Source organism: Caulobacter segnis (assembly GCF_029543125.1).
Classification (GTDB): Bacteria; Pseudomonadota; Alphaproteobacteria; order Caulobacterales; family Caulobacteraceae; genus Caulobacter; species Caulobacter segnis_D.
Map to the genome: position 1 here is coordinate 959,779 of NZ_JARQWW010000001.1, position 25,250 is coordinate 985,028.

Annotated in this window: 24 protein-coding genes; 4 read left to right on the plus strand and 20 right to left on the minus strand. The window is 63.4% G+C overall.

Annotated features, from left to right (window positions below; translation table 11 throughout):
- Positions 1-29: 29 nt before the first annotated feature.
- Positions 30-1,205, minus strand: a complete 1,176-nt coding sequence (locus P7B02_RS04600; protein WP_277785128.1) for an HlyD family secretion protein — start codon at positions 1,203-1,205, stop codon at positions 30-32.
- Positions 1,206-1,317: 112 nt separating this feature from the next.
- Between P7B02_RS04600 and P7B02_RS04605 the strand changes: the two genes are divergently transcribed.
- On the plus strand, positions 1,318-2,082 hold the full coding sequence (locus P7B02_RS04605) for a hypothetical protein (protein ID WP_277785129.1): 765 nt from the start codon (positions 1,318-1,320) through the stop codon (positions 2,080-2,082).
- Here the strand turns inward: P7B02_RS04605 and P7B02_RS04610 are convergent.
- Positions 2,069-2,929 (minus strand): hypothetical protein, encoded by an 861-nt coding sequence (locus tag P7B02_RS04610; RefSeq protein ID WP_277785130.1) that lies wholly within the window; start codon positions 2,927-2,929, stop codon positions 2,069-2,071. The genes P7B02_RS04605 and P7B02_RS04610 overlap by 14 nt on opposite strands.
- Positions 2,926-5,784 carry a type 2 lanthipeptide synthetase LanM gene (gene lanM / locus P7B02_RS04615; RefSeq protein WP_277785131.1) on the minus strand — a complete coding sequence of 953 codons (2,859 nt, stop codon included), beginning with the start codon at positions 5,782-5,784 and terminating at the stop codon, positions 2,926-2,928. Before lanM ends, P7B02_RS04610 begins: the two co-directional genes overlap by 4 nt.
- Before the next feature lie 825 nt (positions 5,785-6,609).
- Between lanM and P7B02_RS04620 the strand changes: the two genes are divergently transcribed.
- Complete coding sequence (locus tag P7B02_RS04620; protein WP_277785132.1) at positions 6,610-7,758, plus strand: DUF455 family protein; 1,149 nt, start codon at positions 6,610-6,612, stop codon at positions 7,756-7,758.
- Between the two features lie 32 nt (positions 7,759-7,790).
- Here P7B02_RS04620 and P7B02_RS04625 read toward each other — a convergent pair whose 3' ends face one another.
- The 14 genes from P7B02_RS04625 to obgE all read right to left on the minus strand — a co-directional run bounded on the left by P7B02_RS04625 (position 7,791) and on the right by obgE (position 21,617).
- Entirely contained in the window at positions 7,791-8,924 is a 1,134-nt protein-coding gene (locus tag P7B02_RS04625; RefSeq protein WP_277785133.1) for a JmjC domain-containing protein, read from the minus strand.
- A 91-nt stretch (positions 8,925-9,015) separates the two neighbouring features.
- The gene (msrA, locus tag P7B02_RS04630) at positions 9,016-9,570 is read right to left on the minus strand and encodes a peptide-methionine (S)-S-oxide reductase MsrA (protein WP_277785175.1); all 555 of its coding nucleotides are present in this window, start codon (positions 9,568-9,570) and stop codon (positions 9,016-9,018) included.
- An 84-nt stretch (positions 9,571-9,654) separates the two neighbouring features.
- Positions 9,655-11,517, minus strand: a complete 1,863-nt coding sequence (locus P7B02_RS04635) for a monovalent cation:proton antiporter-2 (CPA2) family protein (RefSeq protein ID WP_277785134.1) — start codon at positions 11,515-11,517, stop codon at positions 9,655-9,657.
- 92 nt (positions 11,518-11,609) lie between these two features.
- A complete protein-coding gene (locus tag P7B02_RS04640) occupies positions 11,610-12,251 on the minus strand; it encodes a 3-oxoacid CoA-transferase subunit B (RefSeq protein ID WP_277785135.1) in 642 nt (213 codons plus the stop codon).
- On the minus strand, positions 12,251-12,961 hold the full coding sequence (locus tag P7B02_RS04645; protein WP_277785136.1) for a CoA transferase subunit A: 711 nt from the start codon (positions 12,959-12,961) through the stop codon (positions 12,251-12,253). Before P7B02_RS04645 ends, P7B02_RS04640 begins: the two co-directional genes overlap by 1 nt.
- Before the next feature lie 139 nt (positions 12,962-13,100).
- The gene (locus P7B02_RS04650; RefSeq protein ID WP_277785137.1) at positions 13,101-13,901 is read right to left on the minus strand and encodes a TIGR00730 family Rossman fold protein; all 801 of its coding nucleotides are present in this window, start codon (positions 13,899-13,901) and stop codon (positions 13,101-13,103) included.
- 86 nt (positions 13,902-13,987) lie between these two features.
- The gene (locus tag P7B02_RS04655) at positions 13,988-15,370 is read right to left on the minus strand and encodes a S41 family peptidase (RefSeq protein WP_277785138.1); all 1,383 of its coding nucleotides are present in this window, start codon (positions 15,368-15,370) and stop codon (positions 13,988-13,990) included.
- Positions 15,371-15,451: 81 nt separating this feature from the next.
- Positions 15,452-16,441, minus strand: coding sequence for a murein hydrolase activator EnvC family protein (locus P7B02_RS04660; protein ID WP_277785139.1), 990 nt, complete (start codon positions 16,439-16,441; stop codon positions 15,452-15,454).
- Between the two features lie 19 nt (positions 16,442-16,460).
- On the minus strand, positions 16,461-16,925 hold the full coding sequence (gene rlmH, locus P7B02_RS04665) for a 23S rRNA (pseudouridine(1915)-N(3))-methyltransferase RlmH (RefSeq protein ID WP_277785140.1): 465 nt from the start codon (positions 16,923-16,925) through the stop codon (positions 16,461-16,463).
- Between the two features lie 41 nt (positions 16,926-16,966).
- Positions 16,967-17,386, minus strand: a complete 420-nt coding sequence (gene rsfS, locus P7B02_RS04670) for a ribosome silencing factor (protein ID WP_277785176.1) — start codon at positions 17,384-17,386, stop codon at positions 16,967-16,969.
- 74 nt (positions 17,387-17,460) lie between these two features.
- Entirely contained in the window at positions 17,461-18,132 is a 672-nt protein-coding gene (locus P7B02_RS04675; protein WP_277785141.1) for a nicotinate-nucleotide adenylyltransferase, read from the minus strand.
- On the minus strand, positions 18,098-19,369 hold the full coding sequence (locus P7B02_RS04680) for a glutamate-5-semialdehyde dehydrogenase (protein WP_277785142.1): 1,272 nt from the start codon (positions 19,367-19,369) through the stop codon (positions 18,098-18,100). The genes P7B02_RS04675 and P7B02_RS04680 overlap by 35 nt, the downstream gene beginning before the upstream one ends.
- 60 nt (positions 19,370-19,429) lie before the next feature.
- A complete protein-coding gene (gene proB, locus P7B02_RS04685) occupies positions 19,430-20,557 on the minus strand; it encodes a glutamate 5-kinase (RefSeq protein ID WP_277785143.1) in 1,128 nt (375 codons plus the stop codon).
- A 1-nt stretch (position 20,558) separates the two neighbouring features.
- The gene (gene obgE, locus P7B02_RS04690) at positions 20,559-21,617 is read right to left on the minus strand and encodes a GTPase ObgE (protein ID WP_277785144.1); all 1,059 of its coding nucleotides are present in this window, start codon (positions 21,615-21,617) and stop codon (positions 20,559-20,561) included.
- 204 nt (positions 21,618-21,821) lie between these two features.
- Between obgE and P7B02_RS04695 the strand changes: the two genes are divergently transcribed.
- Positions 21,822-22,742 (plus strand): hypothetical protein, encoded by a 921-nt coding sequence (locus P7B02_RS04695; protein WP_277785145.1) that lies wholly within the window; start codon positions 21,822-21,824, stop codon positions 22,740-22,742.
- Positions 22,743-22,754: 12 nt separating this feature from the next.
- On the opposite strand, the gene P7B02_RS04700 is transcribed toward P7B02_RS04695, so the two are convergent.
- The 3 genes from P7B02_RS04700 to rplU form a co-directional block, all read right to left on the minus strand.
- Entirely contained in the window at positions 22,755-23,285 is a 531-nt protein-coding gene (locus P7B02_RS04700) for a GNAT family N-acetyltransferase (RefSeq protein ID WP_277785146.1), read from the minus strand.
- Positions 23,286-23,444: 159 nt separating this feature from the next.
- Entirely contained in the window at positions 23,445-23,720 is a 276-nt protein-coding gene (gene rpmA, locus P7B02_RS04705; RefSeq protein ID WP_277785147.1) for a 50S ribosomal protein L27, read from the minus strand.
- Between the two features lie 30 nt (positions 23,721-23,750).
- Positions 23,751-24,323, minus strand: coding sequence for a 50S ribosomal protein L21 (gene rplU, locus P7B02_RS04710; RefSeq protein WP_277785148.1), 573 nt, complete (start codon positions 24,321-24,323; stop codon positions 23,751-23,753).
- A gap of 222 nt (positions 24,324-24,545) precedes the next feature.
- Between rplU and P7B02_RS04715 the strand changes: the two genes are divergently transcribed.
- The gene (locus tag P7B02_RS04715; protein WP_277785149.1) at positions 24,546-25,172 is read left to right on the plus strand and encodes a hypothetical protein; all 627 of its coding nucleotides are present in this window, start codon (positions 24,546-24,548) and stop codon (positions 25,170-25,172) included.
- The last annotated feature ends 78 nt before the right edge of the window (positions 25,173-25,250 follow it).

The window sequence follows — 25,250 nt, forward strand, 5'->3', positions numbered from 1 at the left end:
TCACAACCTCACTCAGCGCAGTCGTTCACCTACACCCCAAGTATCCACGCAACGATCGGCTTGGTCGCTATGGTAACCTTTGCCTTCACAGTCATGCCAGGTCTAAGCTTTAGCCTCTCCTCGCGCGCCATAATGACGTCGTTGTTCAACCGAATTCGTACTGCATATTGCGCCGCGCCCCCCCCAGGGGCTCGCAGGTCAAACTTCACCGGCACTTCTGAGATACTGACAATGTGCCCAAGCCCCCCCTCTGATCGCGCTGAAGCTACGACGTATGAGATTTGCACCTCCGTTCCGGGCTTCAGGTAAGGAACGATGTCAGCCGGGGCTCCCATGTGAGCTTCAAGGCGTGAGCCATGAGGAACAATCGTTGCTAGCGCTTCGCCAGGCCGCGCCCGCGCTCCAAGCTTCACGGCGACAGAGCCGACTCGACCTTGCACAGGTGCGATCAACATGAATTTGTTTCCCGGAGCTGCGGATAGTTCCACGTCTGACAATGCTGCGCGCTCGCGCGCTTCCGCCGCTTTGTTGCGGTCTATTCGAACTCGCAAACTCGCCCCCTGTGCGTCGATTTCGCTGAGCTGGCTGTGCAAGCTCTCGACTTCCCGCCTTAGATCGATGAGCCGCAGCTCACTAGACAGCACGGCATCACGGGCATTCTGAAGCTGCACTTTCGACACAAACCCGTCCGCAGCAAGACGCTCCAAATTGTCGACGCGTTGCTGCTGAACCTCTCCTTGAGAAACGTAGAGACGGCGCTGCGAGTCAAGAAGACTTAATTGGCGTTCTATGCCGCTTCTTTTTTTAGATACGCTCTGCAACTCTTGCTCTTCAGCAGCCCTGTTGGCGCGCTCGACGACCGCCGCAGCTCCCCCCCTGCGGCCGACGTTGGCCTCCCTCAGTTCGCCGAGCGCGACGCCGCCGCTAGTTGCAAGCGGATCTCCGATAAGCGCCACCGGAGCACCGTAGGCGACGTCGTCGCCTTCCTTGACAAACAAACGCTCTACTGTGCCCTGACGCGGAGCGACAACATCAGCATAACCTCCATCTGGTGCCAGCACGCCGGTCAGCTCCACCTTCTGGGAGTGAGGAAAGATGAACGCGCCTGCCGTTAAGCCGAGCGAACAGATCGCGTAAAATCCCACGATTAGGCGCAGTCGTCGCCCTCCGAAGGCGGGCCAGCCTTCCGGTGTGAACCGAGTCATTTGCACCGCATCTCGAAATGAATCAGGGCATATGTACTTACTGTGATAAAATAGGCCCTGGACCAGGCGTTGGCAGCTCTAAGCGGCGCCTCAACGAATAGGTGCATCTGAAGTGAACCTGCTTGACAACATCTACCCCGGACATTGGTCAAATACATCGGCAAGCCCCCCGAGTGATACTGAAATCGATCAAATTGCAGTTATAGCGCTTGGCAATGTCATCTCAGATATAACCACCGCCTTCCGCTTTGGTTCGAGCACGGTCAGTGAGCTTGGACGTCTCAGCGACGTCGACATACTTGCCACCTCTTCCTCGTGGTCGACGCATGGTCGATTTTGCTTCGTGCAAGACGGCATACCTTTCGACATTCATGTTGTTGGTGACAGTAATGTGGAGAAGTACTGCGCCTGGGCTCGGCAGTCGGGCTACCAGATGGCGCTCGGGGCCGGGCATGGGCGCGCGATATTGGGCGACCCAAGGCGTATTAAAGAGGTTCGCCACAGCCTTCTTTCGTCCCTTAATTCTGGCCCCAGCCTTTGGTCTGAAAAGATATCCGCAATTAGGATAACTCTAACAGAGCTATATCTCGATCTGCTCGTCGCTGAAGGAGTAGAACTAGAGATGATTGCCTTGGCCGCCTACGATTCAATAACAACTCTTTTCAACAGTGTTCATGGAGAGTGGATCTATAAGGGGAAACAGCTTCCACGCCAGTCGTCGATTATCGCGGTATATCCCGAATTCATATCGAGTTTTCGCGCTGCTTTAACGGGGGACGCATGCCGGCTCGTTAAAATTATAGAAGATATACTCCAATATTCGGGAGGCCCTCTGTGGTCGGATTACCGGGCAGGTAGCAACCCTAGCGGCCAATGATTCCGTCTAACAAAGCATACCAATATTTGTACTTCGGATGATCCCCCTCGGGTGAACACGCGCGGAAGCAGCCTTCTGCCGCCGTTCGTGCTCCGATCAGATGAAGACTATGTGCCTCGGCAAGAGTAATGAGTGGTTCGTGGCGACTGGCGAACATGCGCCTCACGGTATTGAAACGGTTCGTCATTTCCTCCGGGGAACGAGGCCAAGACGCGGCAAACGCCGCGATAGGCTCGCTGACGTTCTTCATCCGGAACACGGCAGATTCGTCAATCATATCGGCAACCACGTCAAATTGGTGAAGAATTGGCGCAGTCATTGCCATTAGCCAAGGCTGCATTGGCGTCCACCAATCCTGATGAAACACGACACCTGATCGCGCGACGATTTTGGGGACCCATTGCCAAAGGATATAGGAGTAAGTCTGCGGAGACTTGGCTAGGTCTATGAATGCCATAGATATCGGCTCGTCGACCCGGCCAACTCTCATCAAATCACCCGCCCTGACTTCAACCTTTTCCGCTCTTCCTGACAGGTTTTTCAGGAATATCGGAAGAAAGCTCTCGCCTAGGCGAATATCTACCGGCACCTTCCACAATTCCTCTAAGACGTACTGATCGTCGGCGGTGAACCTATCAATCGCTATGACAGGTGGACGTTCGCAGCTTTCGGACGGAAGCCCCTCCAGAATCGCTACCGTTGATGCCCCAAGGAAGGAACCGCCGTCGACGATACGACCGCTACCAGTAGGGAGCTCTCTAGTGATGGCGGTGAGAGCCTGGCGCTCTGCAGTAGTTATCAAACCCGGTACGTCGGAGATTGGGATTGATCGCCCAGCCTGGATCATGTCGCCAGATCCATAAGGAGGACGTTTGGAACGGCAGGATCGTGGTAACGGAGCAGGCTGTAACCGATGCCCGCTAGCCCGGTCATTAGGCTGGGCGTGTCTTCGACAGGGTCGCATCTCCAACGACCATCCTTGGCTGCACGGTGCAGGAGCTGATCCACCGCCTTTTCAACGAATGCGGCATCTACATGCTGCCCCACTGTTAGGCAGGTTAAGTTTCCGAAGGAGCCGTGGCAGAGACAATCACTGCCTAGCGTGGAAACCGCTCGAGTCGTGGTTGCGGCAGCGTCGATAGAGCGACTGAGAAAATCCGGCTCGCCTTTAAGACCTAGCCTTTGAATAGAATTCCGCGCCAGAGCGATACCGGGCGCGCCATGGCACCACGCGACACTGAATTCGCCGGCGCTATTCGTTCTACGATCTGCCCAATTTCTCTGCGCGGTGCTAAACTGTGTCTCTTCGAACCTAAGCGCAGCCCATGCGAGATCTACCAACTCTTGATCGCCGACTGTCGAGCCGACCTTAGCTAGCGCTAGGGCGATCCCTGAGGCTCCATGTGAAAAGCCCGAAAGCGCCGGCTGGTCCGGCACGGTGAACCAGCTCGCCAGTCCATCGTCGCGCACCGCGGTTGCTCTTAAGCGTTCAGCACAAGCCACTGCGGCGGCCAGTCCAAGCTGCTCAAACTTGCCGATCGCGCTGACATTGACGCAGAATATCGCGGCGCCCGCCGCACCAGAAATTACATCCAAATTTTGGTCGTGATGCGCCCACCGCGCTATGTGTGAGAGAATGCGGTTCGTAATTTCGGGTTCGTCTGCGCCCAGCAGGCTTGAAATGCGCATCTCTGAATAGGCGAGGCCCGCTGAACCAGTGTAGGCACCGATAGGGCCGCGTAAGCCTCTTCTCACTTTTTCCCGTGTTCCGCTTAGGCAGCGCTCGGCGACAAGCTTGAAGCGGGCCTCTCCGGTTACCCGGAAAAGTTCGGCGAAAAACAAACCTATACCGGGTGAGCCCTCGTAAAGGTTCCAGTCCGCCAGCTTCAGCGCAAATCCATCTGGGACCAACCTCTCAATAACGGGCCATACAGCATGCCCGCTAGTTACGATCTGGTCGGCTATTAGCTGGTCGCCGATTTGTATAGCGGCTTCGATCGGCGTCAGTGCTGATGCATGCGCGCGCCTTCCACCATTCCCATGCGAAGCGCCCGCCGCTGCCGCCATAGATAGACGGACTAGTCGTGTTTGATTGTCTAGATCTTCCAGGCCAAGGCGCCGCACGCGCTCAGTAAATGCCCTTATGCCCGATCTACTGAACACACCTCGGATGGTCCTACCATCCGCCCCCTCGACGTCTTTGGAGTTTGCCCGCGCAACAAAGATTGGAATGTCGCCCCGCCACAGGTCCTCAAGTTCACTACGCACTAGGTCCCGGTGAACGCCTCTCGGTCGACCGTCGGCCTCTCCGAGCGGCGAAAACGCCATATCGCGTTCGCAGGCATCTCTCATGAATCTAGGGTGATGCGAATTTCGCAAAATCGTTCCGTACGCACTAGTTGCCCTCGCAACCCAGCGAAATTCCATTTCGCTATACTTGCGCCCGAGAGCGATCAGATCACGCTTCTTATTCAGTAGGGCAAGGTAGGCTCGCTCGAACCCCCTACACATCTCCTGCACGAACCGATCGGGGGTCTGGCGCACATTGCCCAACGAGGGAAGGTTGTTCAGAGGAACCAGTTTGCCCCGCGTTTTGATTGTACGGACGTCGTCGCGTCCGAGGTCCGTGAGGACGTCGACTAGCGGACCCTCAAGCTCCTGAGAGAGCCCTGCACCGCTCACATCGATAAATGTGTCCCCGAACCTAAACCGCTGGGGGAGGTAGCCCGTTCTCAACACGGACTCGATGGTAGTAATCGAGTTAGCAGTTAAGGGCGCTGATTTCGCCATAGCTGGCCATGGAGAAAGCACTGTCTCTAGGTCTACGATAAATGGGTGAGCCCCCCGGCAAATTATGTTCTCATAATGAACGTCGCTGGCTCCAGAAACGTAAAGCACACATAGCAGCGCACCTATACGCTCGTAACACTGCTTTACTTCGTTTTCGCTGACACAAGGCGTGCCTTTTATATATTCGACCCACCCATGGTCCGACCTCGAAATCATCTTTGGTCGGGCTGCTGCTCGCTCCGATTCAGAAGTCGCCGCTTCCAATATTTCATAAAAGAATTCGTCCGATGATAAGCCTCTTGGCTTATATATCAACTTATCACCACCAAATTGCACACAACAAACGTTTCGCGCACCCCTATGTGGATCGCCTAGACCCATCTCTATTCTATCAATCGACTTAGCATTAACTCCAAATGTCACCTCCAGATCGAAGGCATCACAAATTACACGCCCGGCAAACTCCTCCACAGCATCCGATATGTCCGAGGCGATCTGAAGAAAAGACCGCTCCAAGACGGGAAAGCTCGCGAGAAACTCCCTCCTGCCATCAGCACGCCCCAGGCGATCCGCGAAGTGTCGCGCCCTGTCTTCAGCCGTCTCGCCGGTTAGTTCCGACCGCTGTCTCGCTATATTTAACGAGATAGCTACCGACGGCGCCGCAATCCGAGCCAGTCGCGCTGAGGCATATGCCGCGATGTCATACTTGGCAGCCTCACTTATATTTAGCGTGTTGCTGAATGCCTCGTTGAAGCGGCGCTGAATCCACAAAACATACGGCGCAATTAATTCGCGCACCCCGGATACACTACTTAATATGGGTGTATCACCCACCTCAGCATGCAGGTCGATTTCTGACTTGGCAGCCCGCCATCCCGTGTCACTAGGCTCAGACTCAAGGAGGCCGTCCATCTCAACTAAATGCTCAACCTTCCGGCGCGGCCCAACCCCGATCAACCTCAACCAATTGTCCAAACTTCTCGGGTCGTTTTTGAAGTATCCCTCGACCCACCATTCTGTCCGCGCTCTTGCTTCTGAAGACTTGCTAGGTCGCGAAATTTCAGCACTGACGGATGCCCGCAGGCGCTCGGCAATAGTTAGCTGGCGTAGGTTCACGATCCCCCCAGATAATACAGTTGCCGCCCATCATTGATGGGCGGCTTAGATTTCTAGACAGCGCACTGCGGCTGCACAGTCGTGCAGTCCGGCACCAAAGTTGAACATTGGCAAGTCGATGTATAGTCGCCTGGGCAATCCATGGATGCGCCGGTGTAGCAGTCGTAGTCGCTAGTCGGCAACGAACAATCCCATGTAAGGTCGTCGCACCAAAACTCGGTATAGGTGCCAAGCCGCACCGTTGAAGACACATTGGGGTCCCCAACCGGCGAGCCGTCGAGGTCCAACAGAGCCTCTTTGGCTGCCTCAAAGTCGCCCGCGTAGCCGGCTGCTCGCGCATATGCCTCGGGGTTTAGTCGAATCTGACGAGCAATAGCACCGTCAAGCCATGCATCCACCGTCGCACGTCCGCGCAGGCTTAATACTGAATGCGCTCCACCATCAACTTGATCAACCATCTGCAATTCCCTTGATCGCATGAGTGGCGCCATTCGCCACCACGCAAGACTGCATCGCTAAGACCGTCGCTATCAAGGGTTGTTTTCTGAGGCCGAGCGTTTATTTCTATCCGAGATGGCTTTTGCAGGGATGCTTGGCACCCCACGCGGCTAGAGGGCACACATGCGACAACTCAGTGACGCGACGATACGCATCTCCTCGTACACCGGACTATTGGTGCGATCTATAGAGTTGTGCTGCGGCGCAATTCTGTATTCCGCAGAACTGAAGGATAAGATTTCGGCTGGAATATTCGTTGGCAAGCTCGGATATGTCGCGTCACTAGCTTATAAGAGAATGGAGGAGCTCCGATTTGGCCAACTGTTAATCGAATCTTCGGCTGCCGAAGCGTTGGATCGTATTGCTCGCGATCTTCATCCTACTGAAGCTATTTCGGCAATACAGTCTCTTGTTACATCCATATCCGCACGAAACGCTTCGCGTGATGAGATTATCGATCAGCCATCCCAGATGGTATACGAGATCGGCGCAACTACGTTCCACATTCGCTCGTCGCCAGATCAAGCGCCAGCTTTCGAAGCTGATAAGACGACACCTTATACTGGCAATGAATTAATTGCTGCGGTGCCAGTGTTTCCAGCTCGGCCGCGCGGCATGGCAATTCGCACCGATCGCCCAATTAATTTTGACGCGCGCATGAAGACTGTGGAAGGTCGATGCTCGATTATTCACGACATCTGCATCGATGTTGAAATATGCGCGTCTGAAGTCTGCGCCATGACGGTATTACTCTACAGGAAGGCCCCTTTACTTTTGAAACTGGATATGGCTCGCCAAGTCTGGGATGAGGCTCGTCATGCTGAGTTGGCTCTTGAGCGGTTCGAACAACTAGGTGGCGAAAGCTCAAAGCAGACCTACACCTTTGGGGTCATTCAGCGCTGGCGAATGGGGGGCGAACTATCAGAGCGCTTGGCGGTCCAGCAGGTTCTGTCAGAAGGCAATGCTTTGGATGGTGTTACCTCCCTCGCCGCTGCCTTCGCTGCAGCGGGCGATCACGAGACCTCGCGAATGTTTGAGTTTTTTACCGCCGATGAGGAAGCGCACGTCCGTTTCGGCAACCGTTGGATACGACAGCTCGCTCGAAGTGAAGCGGGATACAACGAGATCATTCAGCGGATGTCGAGAAGGTTAGGCATCCCCATTCCCGGCTTCCCCACCGTGAATGTCCCATCGCGGCGAAATGCGGGCTTCACCGATCACCAGATCGAACTCATGGTCGAGGCCCAACGTAATCGCCCAATTACACACTAGTGGACGCTTCAGTGCGCGCGTGGTTGTTTAGCTCAGGTCACGCTGGCGTCCCGCAGCGTAATCACATCCAAGTGGGCGAGCTGCCAAATACTCGCCGTAAGCGATTCACGTGATCGCTCGGAAAGGCGTGAGTGAATATCTAAGAAGGCGCACCAACCGAGCGCCTGATCACGCAAAACGCCTAGCACTTCGAGCATTTCAACTGATAAATTGGACCCTTCCCTGAGAGCTCTTTCAGGCGGATTTAGATAGATTAGTGCGAGATCGGATATGGGTGGTGGAAGCTTGGAAACTCCAGCCGCCAAGTTCACTGAGGATGGCGCAGGAGGCAGGCGAGTCTCATCGACGATGAAGCGGCGGAGTAGCCCCTCATCTTTGATCATGGCGGCAACCGCCTCCGCCGCGGCGTTTAGCGCTTGGGGCGACCAAGCGCCAGGCACCAACCCCTGCCTCATGCAGGCATGCTGCGCCATAAAGCCGCGCGACAACCAATCAATGTAGTCTAAGAACGTCGGGACATTGAGGCCAACAGCAGCGTGAATGGTTTCGCATCCCTCGACAGGTGTCACGTTGTGATACCAGCCACGCGGTATATAGAGGACGTCTCCCGCCTCAAGTAACACGCTCATGGCTAACGGCCCGGGTTCTTCGGCACCTCCGCCCCGCGCGCGCTTCACGGGCAACGGGCTAGCCGGGTGGAAGACCTCCCACCTCTTTTTGCCTAACAACTGCACCGCAAATACGTCATGGGGATCACAATGCACCTTCGTCGCGGCTGAACCGCCAAAGGAGGCATAACCATTCACCGTAGTGCGGGCGCACAAATACTGTGAAATGACACGGGCTAGGTCTGCGACTGGCGTAGAAACGACATCAAGTCGGCCTATAATTAAAGTCGCTCCTCGGGACATGTAATCATAGACTTTTTCTTTTATAAGACGCCGGCGCTTTAATACGCCATCAAAATAATCTTCAAAAAAGTCAAACTCTTCATTGCGCCCTGGACTCACGAGCTTAATGAAATTCGTCGCCCCATCGCCCCTATTGATGACATCGTCGATAGTCGCCCAAGAAAACTCTTTGCTTAGAGCTTTTCTCTGAAGAAAGGGTTGTTTCTCAAAGTATTTCGCAATGAACTCTTCTCGATCAATATCGAACCTGAGCATCCGGCCCACCAAGCTACAATTATTGCGCGTCCAATCGCGTTCTATGCACACACAGTGCGACGCACTTTGCAATGCGGGAGGCGGAAAGCCACTACCTCCCCCATAAGGTCGCCAGGCGCGCATCGCGACCACAGCCAGCGCGATACAGCTCGTATCGGACCTTGTTTTTCTTGGCGTAGTCGCGGTGATAGGCCTCGGCCAGATAGAAGGGCGCGACGTTCAGGACCGGCGTCTTCATGGTCCCGCGCTTCAGACGCTTGGCCGCCTCCGCACGCGACGCCTCGGCCTCGGCCCGCTGGCTCGGCGTGACGAACACCGCCGGGCGATAGGACGGGCCGCGATCGCAGAATTGGCCGCCGTCATCTGTCGGGTCCACCACTTTCCAATAGCGCTCCAGCAGGAAGCGATAGGGCAGCTTGGCCGGATCGAAGGTGACGCGGACCGCCTCGTAGTGGCCGGTCTTCTCGGTCAGCACGTCTTCATAGCGCGGGTTCTTCAAGCGACCGCCGGTGTAGCCGGACTCCACCTTGAGAACGCCCGGCATCTTCATGTCGTGCTCCATGCACCAGAAGCAGCCGCCGGCGAAGATCGCGGTCTCGGTCTTGGCCGGCGCCGCGCTGGCCGGCATGGCGGCGGCCAGGAACATCAAGGGCGCGCAAAGCGCGGCGAGGAGGAAGGACTTCATGCTCAGAGAGATGGTCCGCCCGCGCCGCTACGCAAGACCACCTCTCTAGGCGTCGGCGTCCGCCCGCTTCTGTTCGGCCTGCGCCTTGGCGATGGCTTCCGCCGCTTCGGGATTGAGACCCCGCCCGCCGTGCTTGGGCTGCACCAGGGGCGCCGGCTCGGGCGTTCTGATGTTGCCGCGCATGAGGGAGCGGCCGGCGGTCAGCCCGCCGACGATCTGCATCTCCAGCCGCATCTCGTCGCGCACCCGCACGTCGTTCATGGTCTCCTCGGCCACTTCTTCCGAGAAGCCGAGATCGAGCAGCAGGGCATGACCGAACGCCATGGCGGACTCGAAGGTCTCGCGGATCTGGTAGTCCACTTTCTGCTCGATCAGGCGCAGCACATGGCCCCGGTCGAAGGCGCGGACGTAGAGCTTGGCCAGCGGGAACTCGGCCTTGGCGAGCTTGACGATCTGGTCCGCCACCTCTGGCTTGTCGACACAGACGACGATGGCTTCGGCCCGGCCCGCGCCGCTGGCGTGCAGCACGTCGAGGCGGGTGCCGTCCCCGTAATAGACCTTGAACCCGAACTTGGAGGCGGCCTGGATCATCTCCACGTCCACCTCGATGATCGAGATGTCGACGCCGCGCGCCAGCAGCGGTTGGGCGACCACCTGGGCGAACCGGCCGAAGCCGATGATCAGCACCCTGCCTTCCAGATCCGCCGCTGAATCCACGCCGTCCATGGACACCTCCTCCTCGGGCAGGAAGCGGGTCACCGCCATGACCACCAGGGGCGTCAGCGCCATGGACAGGATCACCACCGCGCTCATGGCCGCGCTGGTCGGGCCGTCCAGAACGCCAGCCGCCAGGGCCGCGGCATAGAGGACGAAGGCGAACTCGCCGCCTTGGGCGAACAAGGCCGCGCGCTCCGCCGCCTCCCGCGCCGAGGCCTTGAACAGACGGGCCACGCCATAGATGCCAGCGGCCTTCACCACCATGAAGACGAGGGTCCCGGCCAGGATCATCACCCACTGGGCGGCAACCACCGACAGGTTCAGCGACATGCCGACGCTGAGGAAGAACAGGCCCAGCAAGATGCCCCGGAACGGCTCGATGTCGGCCTCCAACTGGTGACGGAAGCTGGACTCAGACAGCAGCACCCCGGCCAGGAAGGCGCCCATGGCCATGGACAGGCCGCCCACCTGCATGACCAGCGCCGCGCCCAGAACCACCAGCAGGGCGGCGGCGGTCATCACCTCGCGCGCGCCGGAGGAGGCCAGCAGGCGGAACATCGGGTTCAACAGCCATTTGCCGACGGCGATCACGCCGCCCACAGCCGCAGCGCCGATCAGCACCACCTGCCAGACCGGGCGGGCGTCCGCCGCGCCTCGGCCTTCGAGCGCCGCCAGCACAGCCACCAGGGCCAGCAGCGGCACGATGGCGAGGTCTTCAAGCAGCAGGATCGAGACCGCGCGCTGCCCGGCGGGCGTGCCCGTCTCGCCCCGCTCGTTCAGCATGGTCATGATCACGGCGGTGGAGGACAGGACGAAGCCCATGGCCCCGACCACCGCCATGGCCGGCGACAGCCCGGCCGCGACGCCGATGCCCGAAAGCAAGGCGCCGCAGACCAGGACCTGGGCCGCGCCGAGACCGAAGATCTCCTTGCGCAGGGCCCACAGCTTGGCCGGACGCATCTCCAGCCCGATGACGAACAGGAACATCACCACGCCCAGCTCGGCGACGTGGAGAATGGATTCAGGGTCCGAGAACAGGCGCAGGCCGAAGGGACCGATGGCAAGGCCGGCGGCCAGATAGCCCAGCACCGAACCCAGGCCGAGCCGGCGGAACAGCGGCACCGCCGCCACGCCCGCCGTCAGCAGGGCGACAGCTTGTCCAAGAGCCAGACCAGAAGGTTCGCCCGCCATTCCATCCTCATCGCGTGATCAGAGGACAGACAAGCCGAAGCCGGGCGTGCTGCGCAAGCAGCGATCGCCCGGCCCGGTCGATTGTGGCGTTATTAGCCGAGCGCGACCGTGAAGGCGGCGTCGGTCTTGGCGGTGATCTCCTCGACCGTCACGCCGGGCGCCAGCTCGGTCAGGGTCACGCCGGCGCCGCGGCCGACCTGGAATACGCCCAGGTCGGTGACGACCATGTCCACCACCTTGGCGCCGGTCAGCGGCAGGGTGCAGGCCTTGACCAGCTTGGCCGCTCCGGACTTCTCCGAGTGCTCCATGACCACGACCACGCGGCGCACGCCGGCGACCAGATCCATGGCGCCGCCCATGCCTTTGACCATCTTGCCCGGGACCATCCAGTTGGCGAGGTCGCCGTTCTCGGCCACCTGCATGGCGCCGAGAATGGACAGGTCGATGTGGCCGCCGCGGATCATGGCGAAGCTGTCGGCCGAGCTGAAGTAGGACGAGCTGTCCAGTTCGGTGATCGTCTGCTTGCCGGCGTTGATCAGGTCGGCGTCCGCTTCACCCTCATAGGGGAACGGCCCCATGCCCAGCATGCCGTTCTCGCTCTGCAGCGTCACATGCATGCCGGCGGGGATGTAGTTGGCGACCAGGGTCGGAATGCCGATGCCCAGATTCACATAGAAGCCGTCGCGCAGCTCCGTGGCCGCACGGGCGGCCATCTCGTCACGGGTCCAGGCCATCAGACGGCTTCCTTCTGGCGAGTGGTGACGCGCTCGATGCGCTTTTCGAACACGGCGCCCTTGAAGATGTGATCGACGTAGATGCCGGGGGTGTGGATGTTGTCCTTGTCGAGCGCGCCGATCTCCACCAGCTCCTCCACCTCAACCACCGTGACCTTGCCGGCGGTGGCCATCATCGGATTGAAGTTCCGGGCGGTCTTCCGATAGACGAGGTTGCCTTCGCGGTCGCCCTTCCAGGCCTTCACGATCGACAGGTCGGCGGTGAGGCCGCGCTCCATCACATAGAGCTCGCCGTCGAACTCGCGCACTTCCTTGCCCTCGGCCACCAACGTGCCGACACCGGTCTTGGTGAAGAAGGCCGGGATGCCCGCGCCGCCGGCGCGGATGCGCTCGGCCAGGGTGCCCTGCGGATTGAACTCCAGCTCCAGCTCGCCGGAGAGATAGAGCTGCTCGAACAGCTTGTTCTCGCCCACGTAGGAGCTGATCATCTTCTTGATCTGGCGGTTCTCCAGCAGGATGCCGAGGCCGAAGCCGTCCACCCCGCAGTTGTTGGAGATGACCGTCAGGTCCTTGACCCCGGTCTCGCGTATCGCCGCGATCAGGTTTTCCGGAATGCCGCAGAGGCCGAAGCCCCCGGCCATGATCGTCATGCCGTCGAACAACAGACCCTTGAGGGCCTCGACGGCGTTCGGCTTGACCTTGTCGGCCATTGATCCCTCCCTTGGGCGCCTGCTTGGCGTCGATCTCGCCCGGAATGGCAATAAATTCAACCCTTGATGAATTTATTGGACAAGCCAGAGGCTAACACCATCCCCCACGCCGCCTTCCACCAGGGCTTTGTGACGATTTCTAGGAGGCAGGCGGCGGCTCCGGCGCCACCTGCCCAGGAGCAAGGCCGCCAGCCAGCAGCGCCTCCCAGACGCCCTCCGCCGTCTCGGCGAACTGGAACAGGTCCATATCCTGAGGGCTGATCATGCCGTGCTCGATCAGGGCGTCGAAATTGATGATCGAGCGCCAATAGGCCTCGTCGAACAGGACGATGGGGATGCGCGGCGCCTTGTCGACCTGGCGCAGGGTCAGAATCTCGAAAAGCTCGTCCAGGGTGCCGAAGCCCCCCGGGAACACCACCAGCGCATTGGCCCGCATGGCCAGGTGCATCTTGCGCATGGCGAAGTAGTGGAAGCGGAAGGTCAGCTCCGGCGTGCTGTAGGGATTGGGCGCCTGCTCGTGCGGCAGGGTGATGTTGAAGCCGATTGACGGCGCGCCGGCGTCGGATGCGCCCCGATTGGCCGCCTCCATGATGCCAGGGCCCCCGCCGGTGGCGATGACGTTGTCGCGGACAGGCTTGTTCTCGATGATCGCCCCGCCCCGTTCGGAGGCGATGCGGCCGAAGACCCGCGCCTCGGCGTACCAGCCGCCGCGCCGCCCATCGTCCGCCTCGCGCACCCGGGCGGCGCCGAAGACAACGATGGTGGAGCGGACGCCCCAGTTGCGCAGGGCTTCGTCGGCCTTGGCGAACTCCAACAGGAACCGCACCCCGCGCATGGACTCCCCGAGCATGAAGCTCTGATCCAGGGCGGCGAGCCGGTAGGAGGGAGAAGCCAGCTGGGCGGCGTTGGCGGCGGCGAGGGTGTCGGCGTCTTGATCCATGGCGGCACCTTAGCCGGTGCGCCATCAACGAAAAACGCCTCCCCGGACATTCCGGAGAGGCGCTGATCGGAAAACGAAGCCGAGTTCTACTTGCTGACCGGCTTGGCCTCGGGCTTGACGCTCTTGGCCACCAGGTCGGCGACCTTGGCCGCCGGCTTGGGCAGCTTGGGCGTGGCAGCCACCGAACCATGCTTCAGCACCTCAAGGGCGCGGCTCAGCTGGAAGTCGCCCTTCTTGTCGTCGAAGGACGGCGGCGGGGCTTCGGCCGGCTCGTGCACGCCGCGACGGGTCTTGCCCTCTTCGGCGTTGAGCGCGTTCTTGAAGCTGGCCTCGCTGAACCAGGCTTGGTTGGCGATGGACTGGGCCTGCTCGCGGGTCTGGGCCACTTCCAGGTCCGGATCGATGCCGGTCTGCTGGATGGAGCGGCCGGACGGCGTGTAGTAGCGCGCCGTGGTCAGCTTCAGGGCGCCGTCCTGGCCGCCGCGCAGCGGGATCACGGTCTGCACCGAACCCTTGCCGAAGCTGGTCAGACCGATGATCTCGGCGCGCTTGCGGTCCTTCAGGGCGCCGGCGACGATTTCGGAGGCCGAGGCCGAGCCCTGGTTGATCAGGACGACGATCGGCATGCCGTTGGTGATGTCGCCCGGGCGGGCGTTGTAGCGTTCGATATCGCGCGGATCGCGTCCGCGCTGGCTGACCACTTCGCCGCCTTCCAGGAACAGGTCAGCCACGCCGACCGCCTGGTCGACCAGGCCGCCCGGATTGTTGCGCAGGTCGAAGACATAACCCTTGAGCGCCGGGTTCTTGGCCTTCAGGTCCTTCACTGCGGCCTCGACCTCGTCGGTGGCCTTCTCGTTGAAGCTGCCGAGACGGACATAGCCGTAGTCGCCTTCCAGACGGGCGGTGACGGTGCGCGGCTTGATCACCTCGCGGGTCAGCTTCACCTCCACCGGGTCGCTCTTCTCGCGCGCCAGGGTCAGGCCCACGGCCGAGCCTGGCTCGCCGCGCAGCTGCTTGACCACGTCGTTGGTGGACAGGCCCAGCACGCTCGCGCCGTTGACGGCGGTGATGTAGTCGCCCGGCTGGACGCCGGCGCGCTCGGCCGGGGTGCCGTCCATCGGCGAGATGACCTTCACCACGCCTTCTTCGCTGGTGACTTCAAGACCCACGCCGCCGTATTCGCCGCGGGTGTTGTCCTGCATGTCCTCGAACCCGTCGGGGCTCAGATAGCCGGAGTGCGGGTCGAGAGAGGACAGCATGCCGTCCAGCGCGGACTCGATCAGCTTGGTGTCGTCGACGGGCGCAACGTACTGGCGCTCCACCGTGTCCACCACGTCCCCGAACAGCTCGAGCATCCGGTAGGTCTTGGCCTTGGGCTGCAGGGCCGCTTGAGCCATCGGGCTCAGATAGGCCATCGCCCCGGCGCCGAGGACGAAGGAGGAAACACCGATCACCAGGTACTTGCGCATATCAGCCGTCTGGCTCCCTTGCGGCGGATACATCCGTCGCGATCAAAAATTCGCCCCTTGCCCCGGTGGCGGACAGCCGTGTCAGGCCGTCGGTTTCAGGCGTTTGGCCGGATCAACCGGCGTCTCGCCTTCTCGGACCTCAAAATAGAGCTCCACCTCCGAGTTTCCACCATCGGTCGCGCTCCCAACAGGGGCGCCGGCCGCGACGGATTGTCCGGGGACGACGGAGACCCCCCCGAGCCCCGCGAGAACCAGATGGTAGGCGCCCTCCGAGCGGAGAATCAAGACGAGGCCCCAACCCTCGAGCGGACCTGCATATTCCACGATCCCCCGGGCGGGGCTTCTGACCGTTTCTCCGGCGGCCGCCGTCAGGCTCAGCCCCCGCGAATGACCGCCGTTGGGCAAGGTTTCGCCGAACTTGCGGACGATCGCCCCTTCCACCGGGCGGATCAGCGACAGCGGGCCGGCGGCGCGCACCTGCGGCGCGAGGCCGGCCAAGGCGGCCTGCCGTTCCAGGTCGGCGGCCTCCGTCAGGCGCTTCTCGATCAGCCCTCTGCGATCCGCCAGCGCGCTTTCCGTGGTGAACAGGTCCTCGGCCGAAGCCGCCGCCTCGCGACGAAGAGCCGCGATCACCCGCGCCCGGCTGGACACCTCGTCCGCCCGCGCCTTCAGGTCGGGGGTCATGGCCCGCACCAAAATCGCCGCACGCACCGCCTGGCGGGCGTCCTGCGGGCTGACCATCAAGGCCGGCGGCGGATTGAGGCGATAGAGCTGCAGCATGGACAGCAGCTTGGCCAGGCTCGCACGGTTCTTGCCGAGCTCGACGGTCAGCGCCGCCTCCCGGACATTCAAGGACTGCAGCGCGGCGCGCTTGGCGTCCACCCCCACCAGATCCTTCACCTGTTCGGCCTGAAGCCGGTCCAGTTCGTTGCGCAGGGCGGCCACATCCCGCCGGGCCTGAAGCGCGGCGGCGTTGCTGGCCGCGCGCTGGTCGAACTGCAGCGCCGCCACGGCGCCCCCCGCCGCGAGCGCGACGAGGACGACAGCGACGGTCACGAAGCGGCGGGCCATGGCGCTTGGTAGCTTGGCCTCAGTCGCGATGATAGGGCGAGCCGGCCAGAATGGTCACCGCGCGGTAGATCTGCTCCGCCAGCATCGCCCTGGCCAGGGCGTGCGGCCAGGTTTGCGGCCCGAAAGCCAGCTTTCCGTTCGCCGCCGCCAGCAGGGATGGATCCAGCCCGTCCGCCCCGCCGATCACCACGACCAGCTTGCGCACCCCGTCGTCCCGCAGCTTGCCGATCTCCGCGGCGAAGGCGCGGGAGGGGCGCGCGGTCCCATGCTCGTCGCAGCAGATCACGTGCGCGCCCTCGAAATGGGGACGCAGCACCTCGGCCTCGGCGGCCTTGCCCGGCTTTCGGGATTCGACCTCGACAATCTCAACCGGCCCAAGGCCCAGCGCACGGCCGGACGCTGTGGCGCGCTGGCAGTAGTCGAGCGCCATTTGCGCCTCGACCATCCGGCCCAGACGGCCAACGGTAAGCAGGGTGATGCGCATGAGGGGGAGCGACGGCCCGTCTCAGGGGACGGGCCGCGGGGTCAGTTGGCGATGGTGCGGACCGGCGGCTCGACCGACCAGATCTTCTCGATGTTGTAGAAGGCGCGCACTTCGGGGCGGAACAGGTGAACGATCACGTCCCCCGCGTCGATCAGCACCCAGTCGCAATGCGGCAGGCCTTCGACACGCGCGCGGCCGAAGCCCTCTTCCTTGAGAGCGCGCAGCAGGTGGTCGGCCAGAGCGCCGACGTGACGATGCGAGCGGCCGGACGCCACGATCAGGCTGTCGGCGACGCTGCTTTTGTCCTTGAGATCGATGAAAACGACGTCCTGAGCCTTGTCGTCGTCGAGACGGGCGAGGATCAGTTGTTCCAGCGGCTTAGTCGGGCCCTGGTCGTCAGAAGAAGGCTCGGCGGCGGTCGCCTGGCCTTCCGGCGCGCTGTGCGCGGACTCGCGGTTCAGCGGAATGCTCCTATGGGTGGTCACGCAAGCGTCCGACCCTATCACAGAAATCCCCAATCCGTGAGCGGTTTGACTCAGCCGGGCATCTTGGCTCCGTCCTGGCGGGCCCGATCACGCAGCGCGGTAGACGAGGCGAAGTTCAGCGGCCCTGTCAGATAGACCCAGGACGGCGGGTTCGTCCCCGGCAGCAGATGCGCCCGGGAAGCCGGCCGGCGCGCATGGGCGAACCGCCGGGCGGTGGGCGAGGTGCGCGCCTTCAGCGCCGCCCAGGGACGCGAGACCACGGCCACCGGCACCTCGCGCATGATCTGGGTCCACCCCCGCCAGCGGTGGAAGGTCGCCAAGCTGTCGGCCCCCATGATCCAGACGAAATGCACGCCCGGATGCCGCGCCTTCAGCAGGCGGATGGTATCGAGGGTGTACTGGACGCCCAGCTGGGTCTCGACCCCGCTGACGATCATCTTCGGTCCTCGCGCCCAACGAGCGGCGTTGGCCATGCGCTTGGCCAAGGGCTGGGTCTCGGAGGAGGCCTTCAAAGGGTTCTGTGGCGAAACGAGCCAGATCACCCGGTCGAGCTGCAATCGCGACAAGGCCGTCTCCGCCACGTGGGCGTGACCCTCATGCGCGGGATTGAACGAGCCGCCGAACAGACCGACGCGCATGCCGGGCTGGAGGGTGAACCCCAGCCGCGACGCCGCCGGCCTGCCAGCCTCAGGGACGAGTCTGGCCGGTCCCGCGAACCACATACTTGAATGTCGTCAATTGCTCGGCCCCAACCGGGCCGCGGGCATGAAGCTTGTCAGTGGCGATGCCGATCTCCGCGCCGAAGCCGAACTCGCCGCCATCGGCGAACTGGGTGGAGGCGTTGACCAGCACGATGGCGGAATCGACCGCCGTAATGAAGGCCTCGGCCGCCGCCGCGTCCTCGGTCAGGATCGCGTCGGTGTGCCCGGAGCCGTAGGCGGCGATGTGGGCCGCCGCGCCGTCGACCCCGTCGACCACCGCCACGGCGATGATCGGAGCGAGATACTCGGTGGACCAGTCCTCCGCCGTCGCGGCGCTCATGGGCGTGATGGCGCGGGCGGCTTCATCGCCGCGCAGCTCGCATCCGGCTTCAGCCAATGCAGCGGCGATGGTCGGCAGCAAGCGCGCGGCGGCGGCCTTGTCGATCAGCAGGGTCTCGGCCGAGCCACACACGGAGACCCGGCGCATCTTGGCGTTCACCACCACGGCCTTGGCCTTGTCGAGATCGGCCGCGGCGTGGACGAAGACGTGGTTGAGGCCTTCCAGATGGCCCAGGACCGGCGCTCGCGCCTCGGCCTGGACCCGGGCGACCAGCCCTTTGCCCCCGCGCGGGATGATCAGGTCCACCGCCCCGTCCAGTCCGCCCAGAATCAGGCCGACAGCCGCGCGATCAGCGGTGGGCACCGCCTGGACGCAGGAGACCGGCAGACCCGCCGCCTCCAGTCCTTCGGCCACCGCGGCATGGATGGCAAGGTTGCTGCGCAGGCATTCCGACCCGCCGCGCAGGATGACGGCGTTGCCGGACCGCACGCACAGGGCCGCCGCGTCGGCGGTCACGTTGGGGCGGCTTTCATAGATCATGGCGATCACGCCGATAGGCGTGCGCACCCGGGCGATGTCCAGGCCGTTGGGGCGATCCCAGCGGGTGATCTCGGCGCCGACGGGGTCGGGAATGGCGGCGATGGCGTCCACCGCGTCGGCCAGGGCGGCGATCCGACCGGCGTCCAGGGCCATGCGGTCGATCATCGCCGCATTGAGGCCGGCGGCGCGGGCGACGGCCTGGTCTTCCAGATTGGCGGCGAGGATGACTTCGGCCCGGCGGCGGATGGCGGCGGCCATGCCGGCGATGGCGGCGGTGCGGACTTCGGAAGCGGACAGACGCAAGGCGCGCGCGCCGTCCCGGGCTTCACGCCCGATCCGCGCCATCACCGCCTGCAGGGATGAACCCGCGTCGTCCATGGGCCTCGCCACTTATGCTCAAAGTGAGCCTTAGCCCTTTGTGACAACGACCGCCATAGTTCAGGCCGTTTCCCGCGCCGCCAGGGCCAGGTCGTCGGCGTGGACCATCGGCCCTTCGGTGAAGCCCAGGGCCGCCTCGATGGCGTCCGAACGCAGGCCGGCGATGCGGGCCGCGTCGGCGGCGTCGTAGCGGACCAGCCCGCGCGCCAGCTCGAGCCCCGCCTCGTCGCGGACAACCACGGCGTCGCCCTTGCCGAACCGCCCTTCGGCCGCCTTGACCCCGGCGGCCAGCAGGCTTTTGCCCCCCCGAAGCGCGTTCGCCGCGCCGTCATCGACGATCAGCGCGCCCTGCGGCGCCAGCGAACCGGCGATCCAGGCCTTGTAAGCGGCGGCCGGCGTGGTGGAGGCGGCGAAGGTGGTCGACCGCTCCCCCCTCTCGATGGCCAGCAACGGCGACGGACGCGATCCCAGGGTGACGATAGTGGCGCAACCGGCGGCTGCGGCGATGCGGGCGGCGGCCAGCTTGGTGGCCATGCCCCCCGTGCCGACGCCGGCCCCCGCGTTGGCGCCGCCGGCCATGGCCTCGATCTGCGGGGTCAGGCGCTCCACCAGGGCAATGTGCTCGGCGTTCGGGTTGCCGCGCGGGTCAGCGGTGTAGAGGCCGTCGATGTCCGACAGCAGGACCAGGGCGTCGGCGCCGGCCATCTGGGCCACGCGGGCGGCCAGACGGTCGTTGTCGCCGTAACGGATTTCCTCGGTGACCACCGTGTCGTTCTCGTTGACCACCGGCACGACGCCGAGGGCCAGCAGGGTCTCCACGGTGGCGCGGGCGTTCAGCCAGCGGCGGCGCACCTCTGTGTCGTCCCGGGTCAGCAGCACCTGGGCGCAGGCGGCGCCGTGCGGCTCGAACGCTTCTTCCCAGGCCCGCATGAGCAGGCTTTGCCCGGCGGCGGCGGCGGCCTGCTTTTCCGGCAGTGTCAGGGCGCGCTTGGGAAGACCCAGGCGCCGGCGGCCCAGCGCCACAGCGCCGGAGGACACCACCAGAACCTGCCGCCCTTCGGCCCGCAGCCGGGCGGCGTCGGCGCAGAACGCCTCCAGCCAGGCTCGGTTCGCCGCGCCGGTCGCGGAATCGACCAACAGGGCCGAGCCGACCTTGACGACGATCCTACGGGCCCCGGCGAGAGACATCCTAGGGGGTCCAGCCTTCGGCGGAGGGTTCTTCGTAGTCCTCGTCGTTCTCGGGGGCGACCTCGCCTCGACGCTCACGAACCTTTTTCCAGGCGGCGCGCAGCAGCTCCGTCACACCCTCGCCGGAGACGCCGGAGACCAGCATGGGTTTCACCCCGGCCACGGCTTCAAGTTCCGCCGCCTTTTCGGCGCGGGCCTCGTCGTCCAGGGCGTCGACCTTGTTGAGCGCCAGGATCTCGGTCTTCTCGGCCAGGTCCTCATCATAGGCCTCCAGCTCGGCGCGGATGGTCTTCCACACCTCGCCGACATTTTCCTGGGTGGCGTCGATCAAGTGGATCAGGGTCGCCGAGCGCTCCACGTGACCCAGGAAACGCGTGCCTAGGCCCGCCCCTTCCGAGGCGCCCTCGATCAGCCCGGGAATGTCGGCCATGACGAAGCGCTCGTTGGGCGACAGGTCCACGACCCCCAGGTTCGGAGTCAGGGTGGTGAAGGGATAGTCGGCGATCTTCGGCTTGGCTGCGCTGGCCGCCGCCAGGAAGGTCGACTTGCCGGCATTCGGCAGTCCCACCAGACCCACGTCGGCGATCAGCTTCAGGCGAAGCCAGATCCACTTCTCCTCGCCTTCCTGACCAGGATTGGCGTGCTTGGGCGCCTGGTTGATCGGACCCTTGAAGCGGTCGTTGCCCCAGCCGCCGTTGCCGCCCTTGGCCAGCAGGATGCGCATCCCCGGCTCATTCATGTCGGCGATCAGAGTCTCGCGGTCCTCCTCCAGCACCTCGGTGCCGACAGGGACTTTAAGGACTACGTCGGCGCCAGCCGCGCCGTGGCGGTTGCGCCCCATGCCATGGACGCCGGTGTCGGCCTTGAAATGCTGCTGGTAGCGATAGTCGATCAGGGTGTTGAGGCCTTCGACCGCTTCGACCCACACGTCGCCGCCGCGGCCGCCGTCGCCGCCGTCGGGACCGCCGTATTCGATGTACTTCTCACGCCGGAAAGACACGGCGCCTCCGCCCCCGTTGCCGGAGCGGATGAAGATCTTGCACTGATCGAGGAACTTCATGGGCGTCTTTTGTCGCAAGCGGGCCCCGGCGTCGAGCCTGCCGCAGACATGATTCCGTCGTGGAGACGAATTGTTAGGGTGAACCTGAGACAACAGGACGCAGAGCGCCGTGAAGCGCCGCAACAACTTCGATGATTAACGACCATAGGTTGTATTACTAGGGAGTTGCAAGGTTTGTCTGGTCCGCCGCCCAAAGCCGAAGTCTTGCAGGACCTCAAGAACCTGACCCTGCCGACGCTCGCCAAGAAGTACGAGCGCGAGAGCAACATCCACCGCAACATCATGATGACCCGGGGCACCGGCATCACGGGCAACTGGCGCGATTTCCGCACCTTCCTGAACGAGCTGGGCCCCTGCCCCGGGGAAGGTTTCAACCTCGTCCTGCTGAACCGCTACGAGCGCACCTATGGGCCCGGCAAGGCCCGCTGGATGAACGCCGCCCAGCAGAAGAAGCACGAAGAAGAGTTCGACAAGCAGCTGGCGGCCAAGGCCGCCGAACAGAACAAGCTGCTCATGCAGGCCCAGGCCCTGAAGACCGCCAAGATGGGCGGCGTGCCCACCATGGGTCAGTGGACGTCCATGGGCGGCCGCACGGTTGGCTATTCCGAAGTCGCCAAGCGCCTGAACATCCCTGTCTCGGCCTTGTCCAAGACCCTGAGGGACGGCCGCACCGCTGACGACCTCGTCAAGCGCGCCGGCTCGGCCGACGAGTTGATCGACCGCAAGGCCCCTTGGCTGCCGCCCGAAGAGAACAAGAAGGACAGCTTCCTGGAGGCCTTCCGCGTGTGGCACATGCAGGTGCTGCCGCCCTACAGCCGCGCCGCCACCCCGACCTTCCTCTTCCTGTTCATCGCTCTGCCGATGATGAAGGAGTGCCGGGACGAGCTGATCGACCTGAACCTCTGGACGCCCCTGGGCCACCGCGCCGAAGCGGCGCGCGACGCCCACGTGGCGTGGAAGAAGTACACTGAGCTGATGCCGCGGGCGCAGGCGGCGATGATGGAGATTCCCATCTACGCCTCCTATTCGCTGCTGTCGGAGCTGGACAAGCTGTGTGAGCGCATCGTCACGGCCGAGTCGCGCTTCCGCGCCGGCCCCAAGGGACCGGGCGCGCAAGCGGCCTGACCGGGCCGGCCGTCAGGCCAGCCACACCATCATGCGCGTGTCCGCTGGCTCGCCCCGGGCCCGCGACGGCTTGGCGTCGACGATCCCGGTATAGAGAAAGCCCGCCTTGCACAGGACGCGGCCCGACGCCGGGTTGTCCGCGAAATGCCCGGCCACCACCAGGCGCTTGCGCCAGTCCCTCGACGCCCAGCTCAGAGCGCCCATGAGGGCCTCGCTCGCCAGGCCCCGACCCCAGTAGGGACGGCCGATCCAGTAGCCGACCTCGGTCCGGCCTTCCGGCGTCAGGAAGAAGCCCAGCACGCCGATCAGGCCCTCGCCCTCCAGGGTGATGGCGAAGGTGTTGTCGCGGCGGCGGTCCTGCATCTGGACCTGAACCACGAACGCGTCCGCATCCTCCGGCGAGTAGGGCCAGGGCATCCGCGTGGTCATCTTGGCGATGTCGTAGTCGATCAGCTCGGTCAGGCGCTGCGCATCCGCCGACAGGGGCTCGCGCAGCGCCAGCCGGCGCGTCTCGATGATGGGGGTTCTGCCGATCACATTCATGGCGACCTCCCTGGTCGATCCGCCGCTCTTCCAGACCCCCGTCCGGCGTTGCGGCCAAAAAGAAAGCGGGGAGCCCGGCGTTCCCGGACTCCCCGCTTGGATCGTCTGTCCGGATCGCCACTCAGGTGAAGCGCGATCCGGGAAAGGTCTGGACCGCGCTTATTCTGCGGCCTGAGCCTGTGCGACCGGATCGATCGTCACGTAGGTGCGGTTGTCGCGCTTGGTCACGAAGCGCACGGCGCCGTTCACCAGAGCGAAAAGGGTATGGTCCTTGCCCATGCCCACGTTCACGCCCGGCCAGAACTTGGTGCCGCGTTGACGCACGACGATGTTGCCCGCGAGGACAGCTTCGCCGCCGAACTTCTTCACGCCGAGACGGCGGCCAGCCGAATCGCGACCGTTGCGCGAGGAGCCGCCAGATTTTTTGTGAGCCATTGTGCTCTCCTGATCCTATGCGACGGGGCCTTAGGCCTCGCCGGCGTCCTTCTTGGCGGCGGCCTTCTTCGGCGCAGCCTTCTTGGCGGGGGCGGCTTCACCCTCGGCCTTGGCGGCCTTCGGAGCAGCAGCCTTCTTCGGCGCGGCGGCCTTGGCCTTCGGAGCCGGAGCGGCTTCCTTGGCTTCGACCGGAGCGGCGGTCACGGCGGCGTCGCCGAGGCCGCGGGCGCGGGCGTCCAGGACGCGCTTGCTGGTCAGGTCGACCGTGCCGTCCCACTTGTCGGCCTTCGAGCCGTTGGCCACCGAGGTGACGCGCAGGACAGTTTCGGTCTGGCGGTGACCGCGGGTGCGGCGATAGCCCTGACGGCGGATCTTCTTGAAGATCTTCACCTTCTCACCCTTGCGGGTTTCGATCAGGGTCGCGTTCACCGCAGCGCCGTCCACCAGCGGGGCGCCGACGGTGACGGCGTCGCCGTCGCCCAGCATCAGGACCTGGTCGAACGCGATTTCCGCGCCCGGCTCGCCTTCGAGCTTCTCAACCACGAGCAGATCGCCCGCCTGAACCCGGTACTGCTTACCGCCGGTCTTGATCACCGCGTACATCGGTCGCGCCTTAAGCTTATGAAGTCCGAAGACTTGTTCTCAAAATGGATTGCGCCCGCGGGGCCAGCCTGCGGGCGAGGGAGCGCTCTTATACAGCGCAAGACCGGGGAGTCAACGCGGCGGCGGGCGAAAACCCGTCGCGACCGGCCGCATATAGAGTGCTTCGCCTTCTTCGCCAGCATGCTCTGGCGGCTATAGTATAGCATCCTGTAGAGAGGGCCTGTGACCTCGCCCCTCTTCGCCTCCATCGCCGCCACCGGGTTCGCCGTGGCCTTTCTGCACGCGGCGCTGCCCACCCACTGGCTGCCGTTCGTGCTGGTCGGCCGTGGTCAGGCATGGTCCGCGCCCCGCACCCTGGGCGTGGCCATGCTGGCGGCCGTGGGCCATGTGGCGGTCACCACCCTGCTCGGCGCGGTCCTGGTCACCGCCGGCCTGGCGCTGGAGGAGCGGCTGGGCGGCGTCTTCGGCCTGCTGGTGGCCGGCGGCATGGCGGGCCTGGGACTCTATTACCTATGGCGTGGCCGCAAGCACGCGCATCTGCATGGCGCGCCCCGCTCCTATCGCTCCGACCGCGCGGCGATTCTCGGACTGGTCACCCTGCTCGCCCTCTCTCCCTGCGAGGCGTTCCTGCCGATCTTCCTGGCCAGCACGCCCTATGGCTGGGGCGGCTTCGCCGCTCTGACCGGGGTGCTGATGGGCGCGACCGCGCTCGGGATGCTGCTGTTCACCGGCCTCAGCCTGGCGGGGGTTCAGCGCCTTAAGCTCGACGCCCTGCAACGGCACGAGACGACCATCATGGGTCTGACCTTGCTGGTCATGGCCGTGATCGTCGCCATTCTCGAGGTCTAGGTGTCGTTTCCAAGGAGGTTGGTCACACGTTGCCAGGGTGTGAGGCCGGCGATGCCTGAGTGTGGTCGATCAAGATTA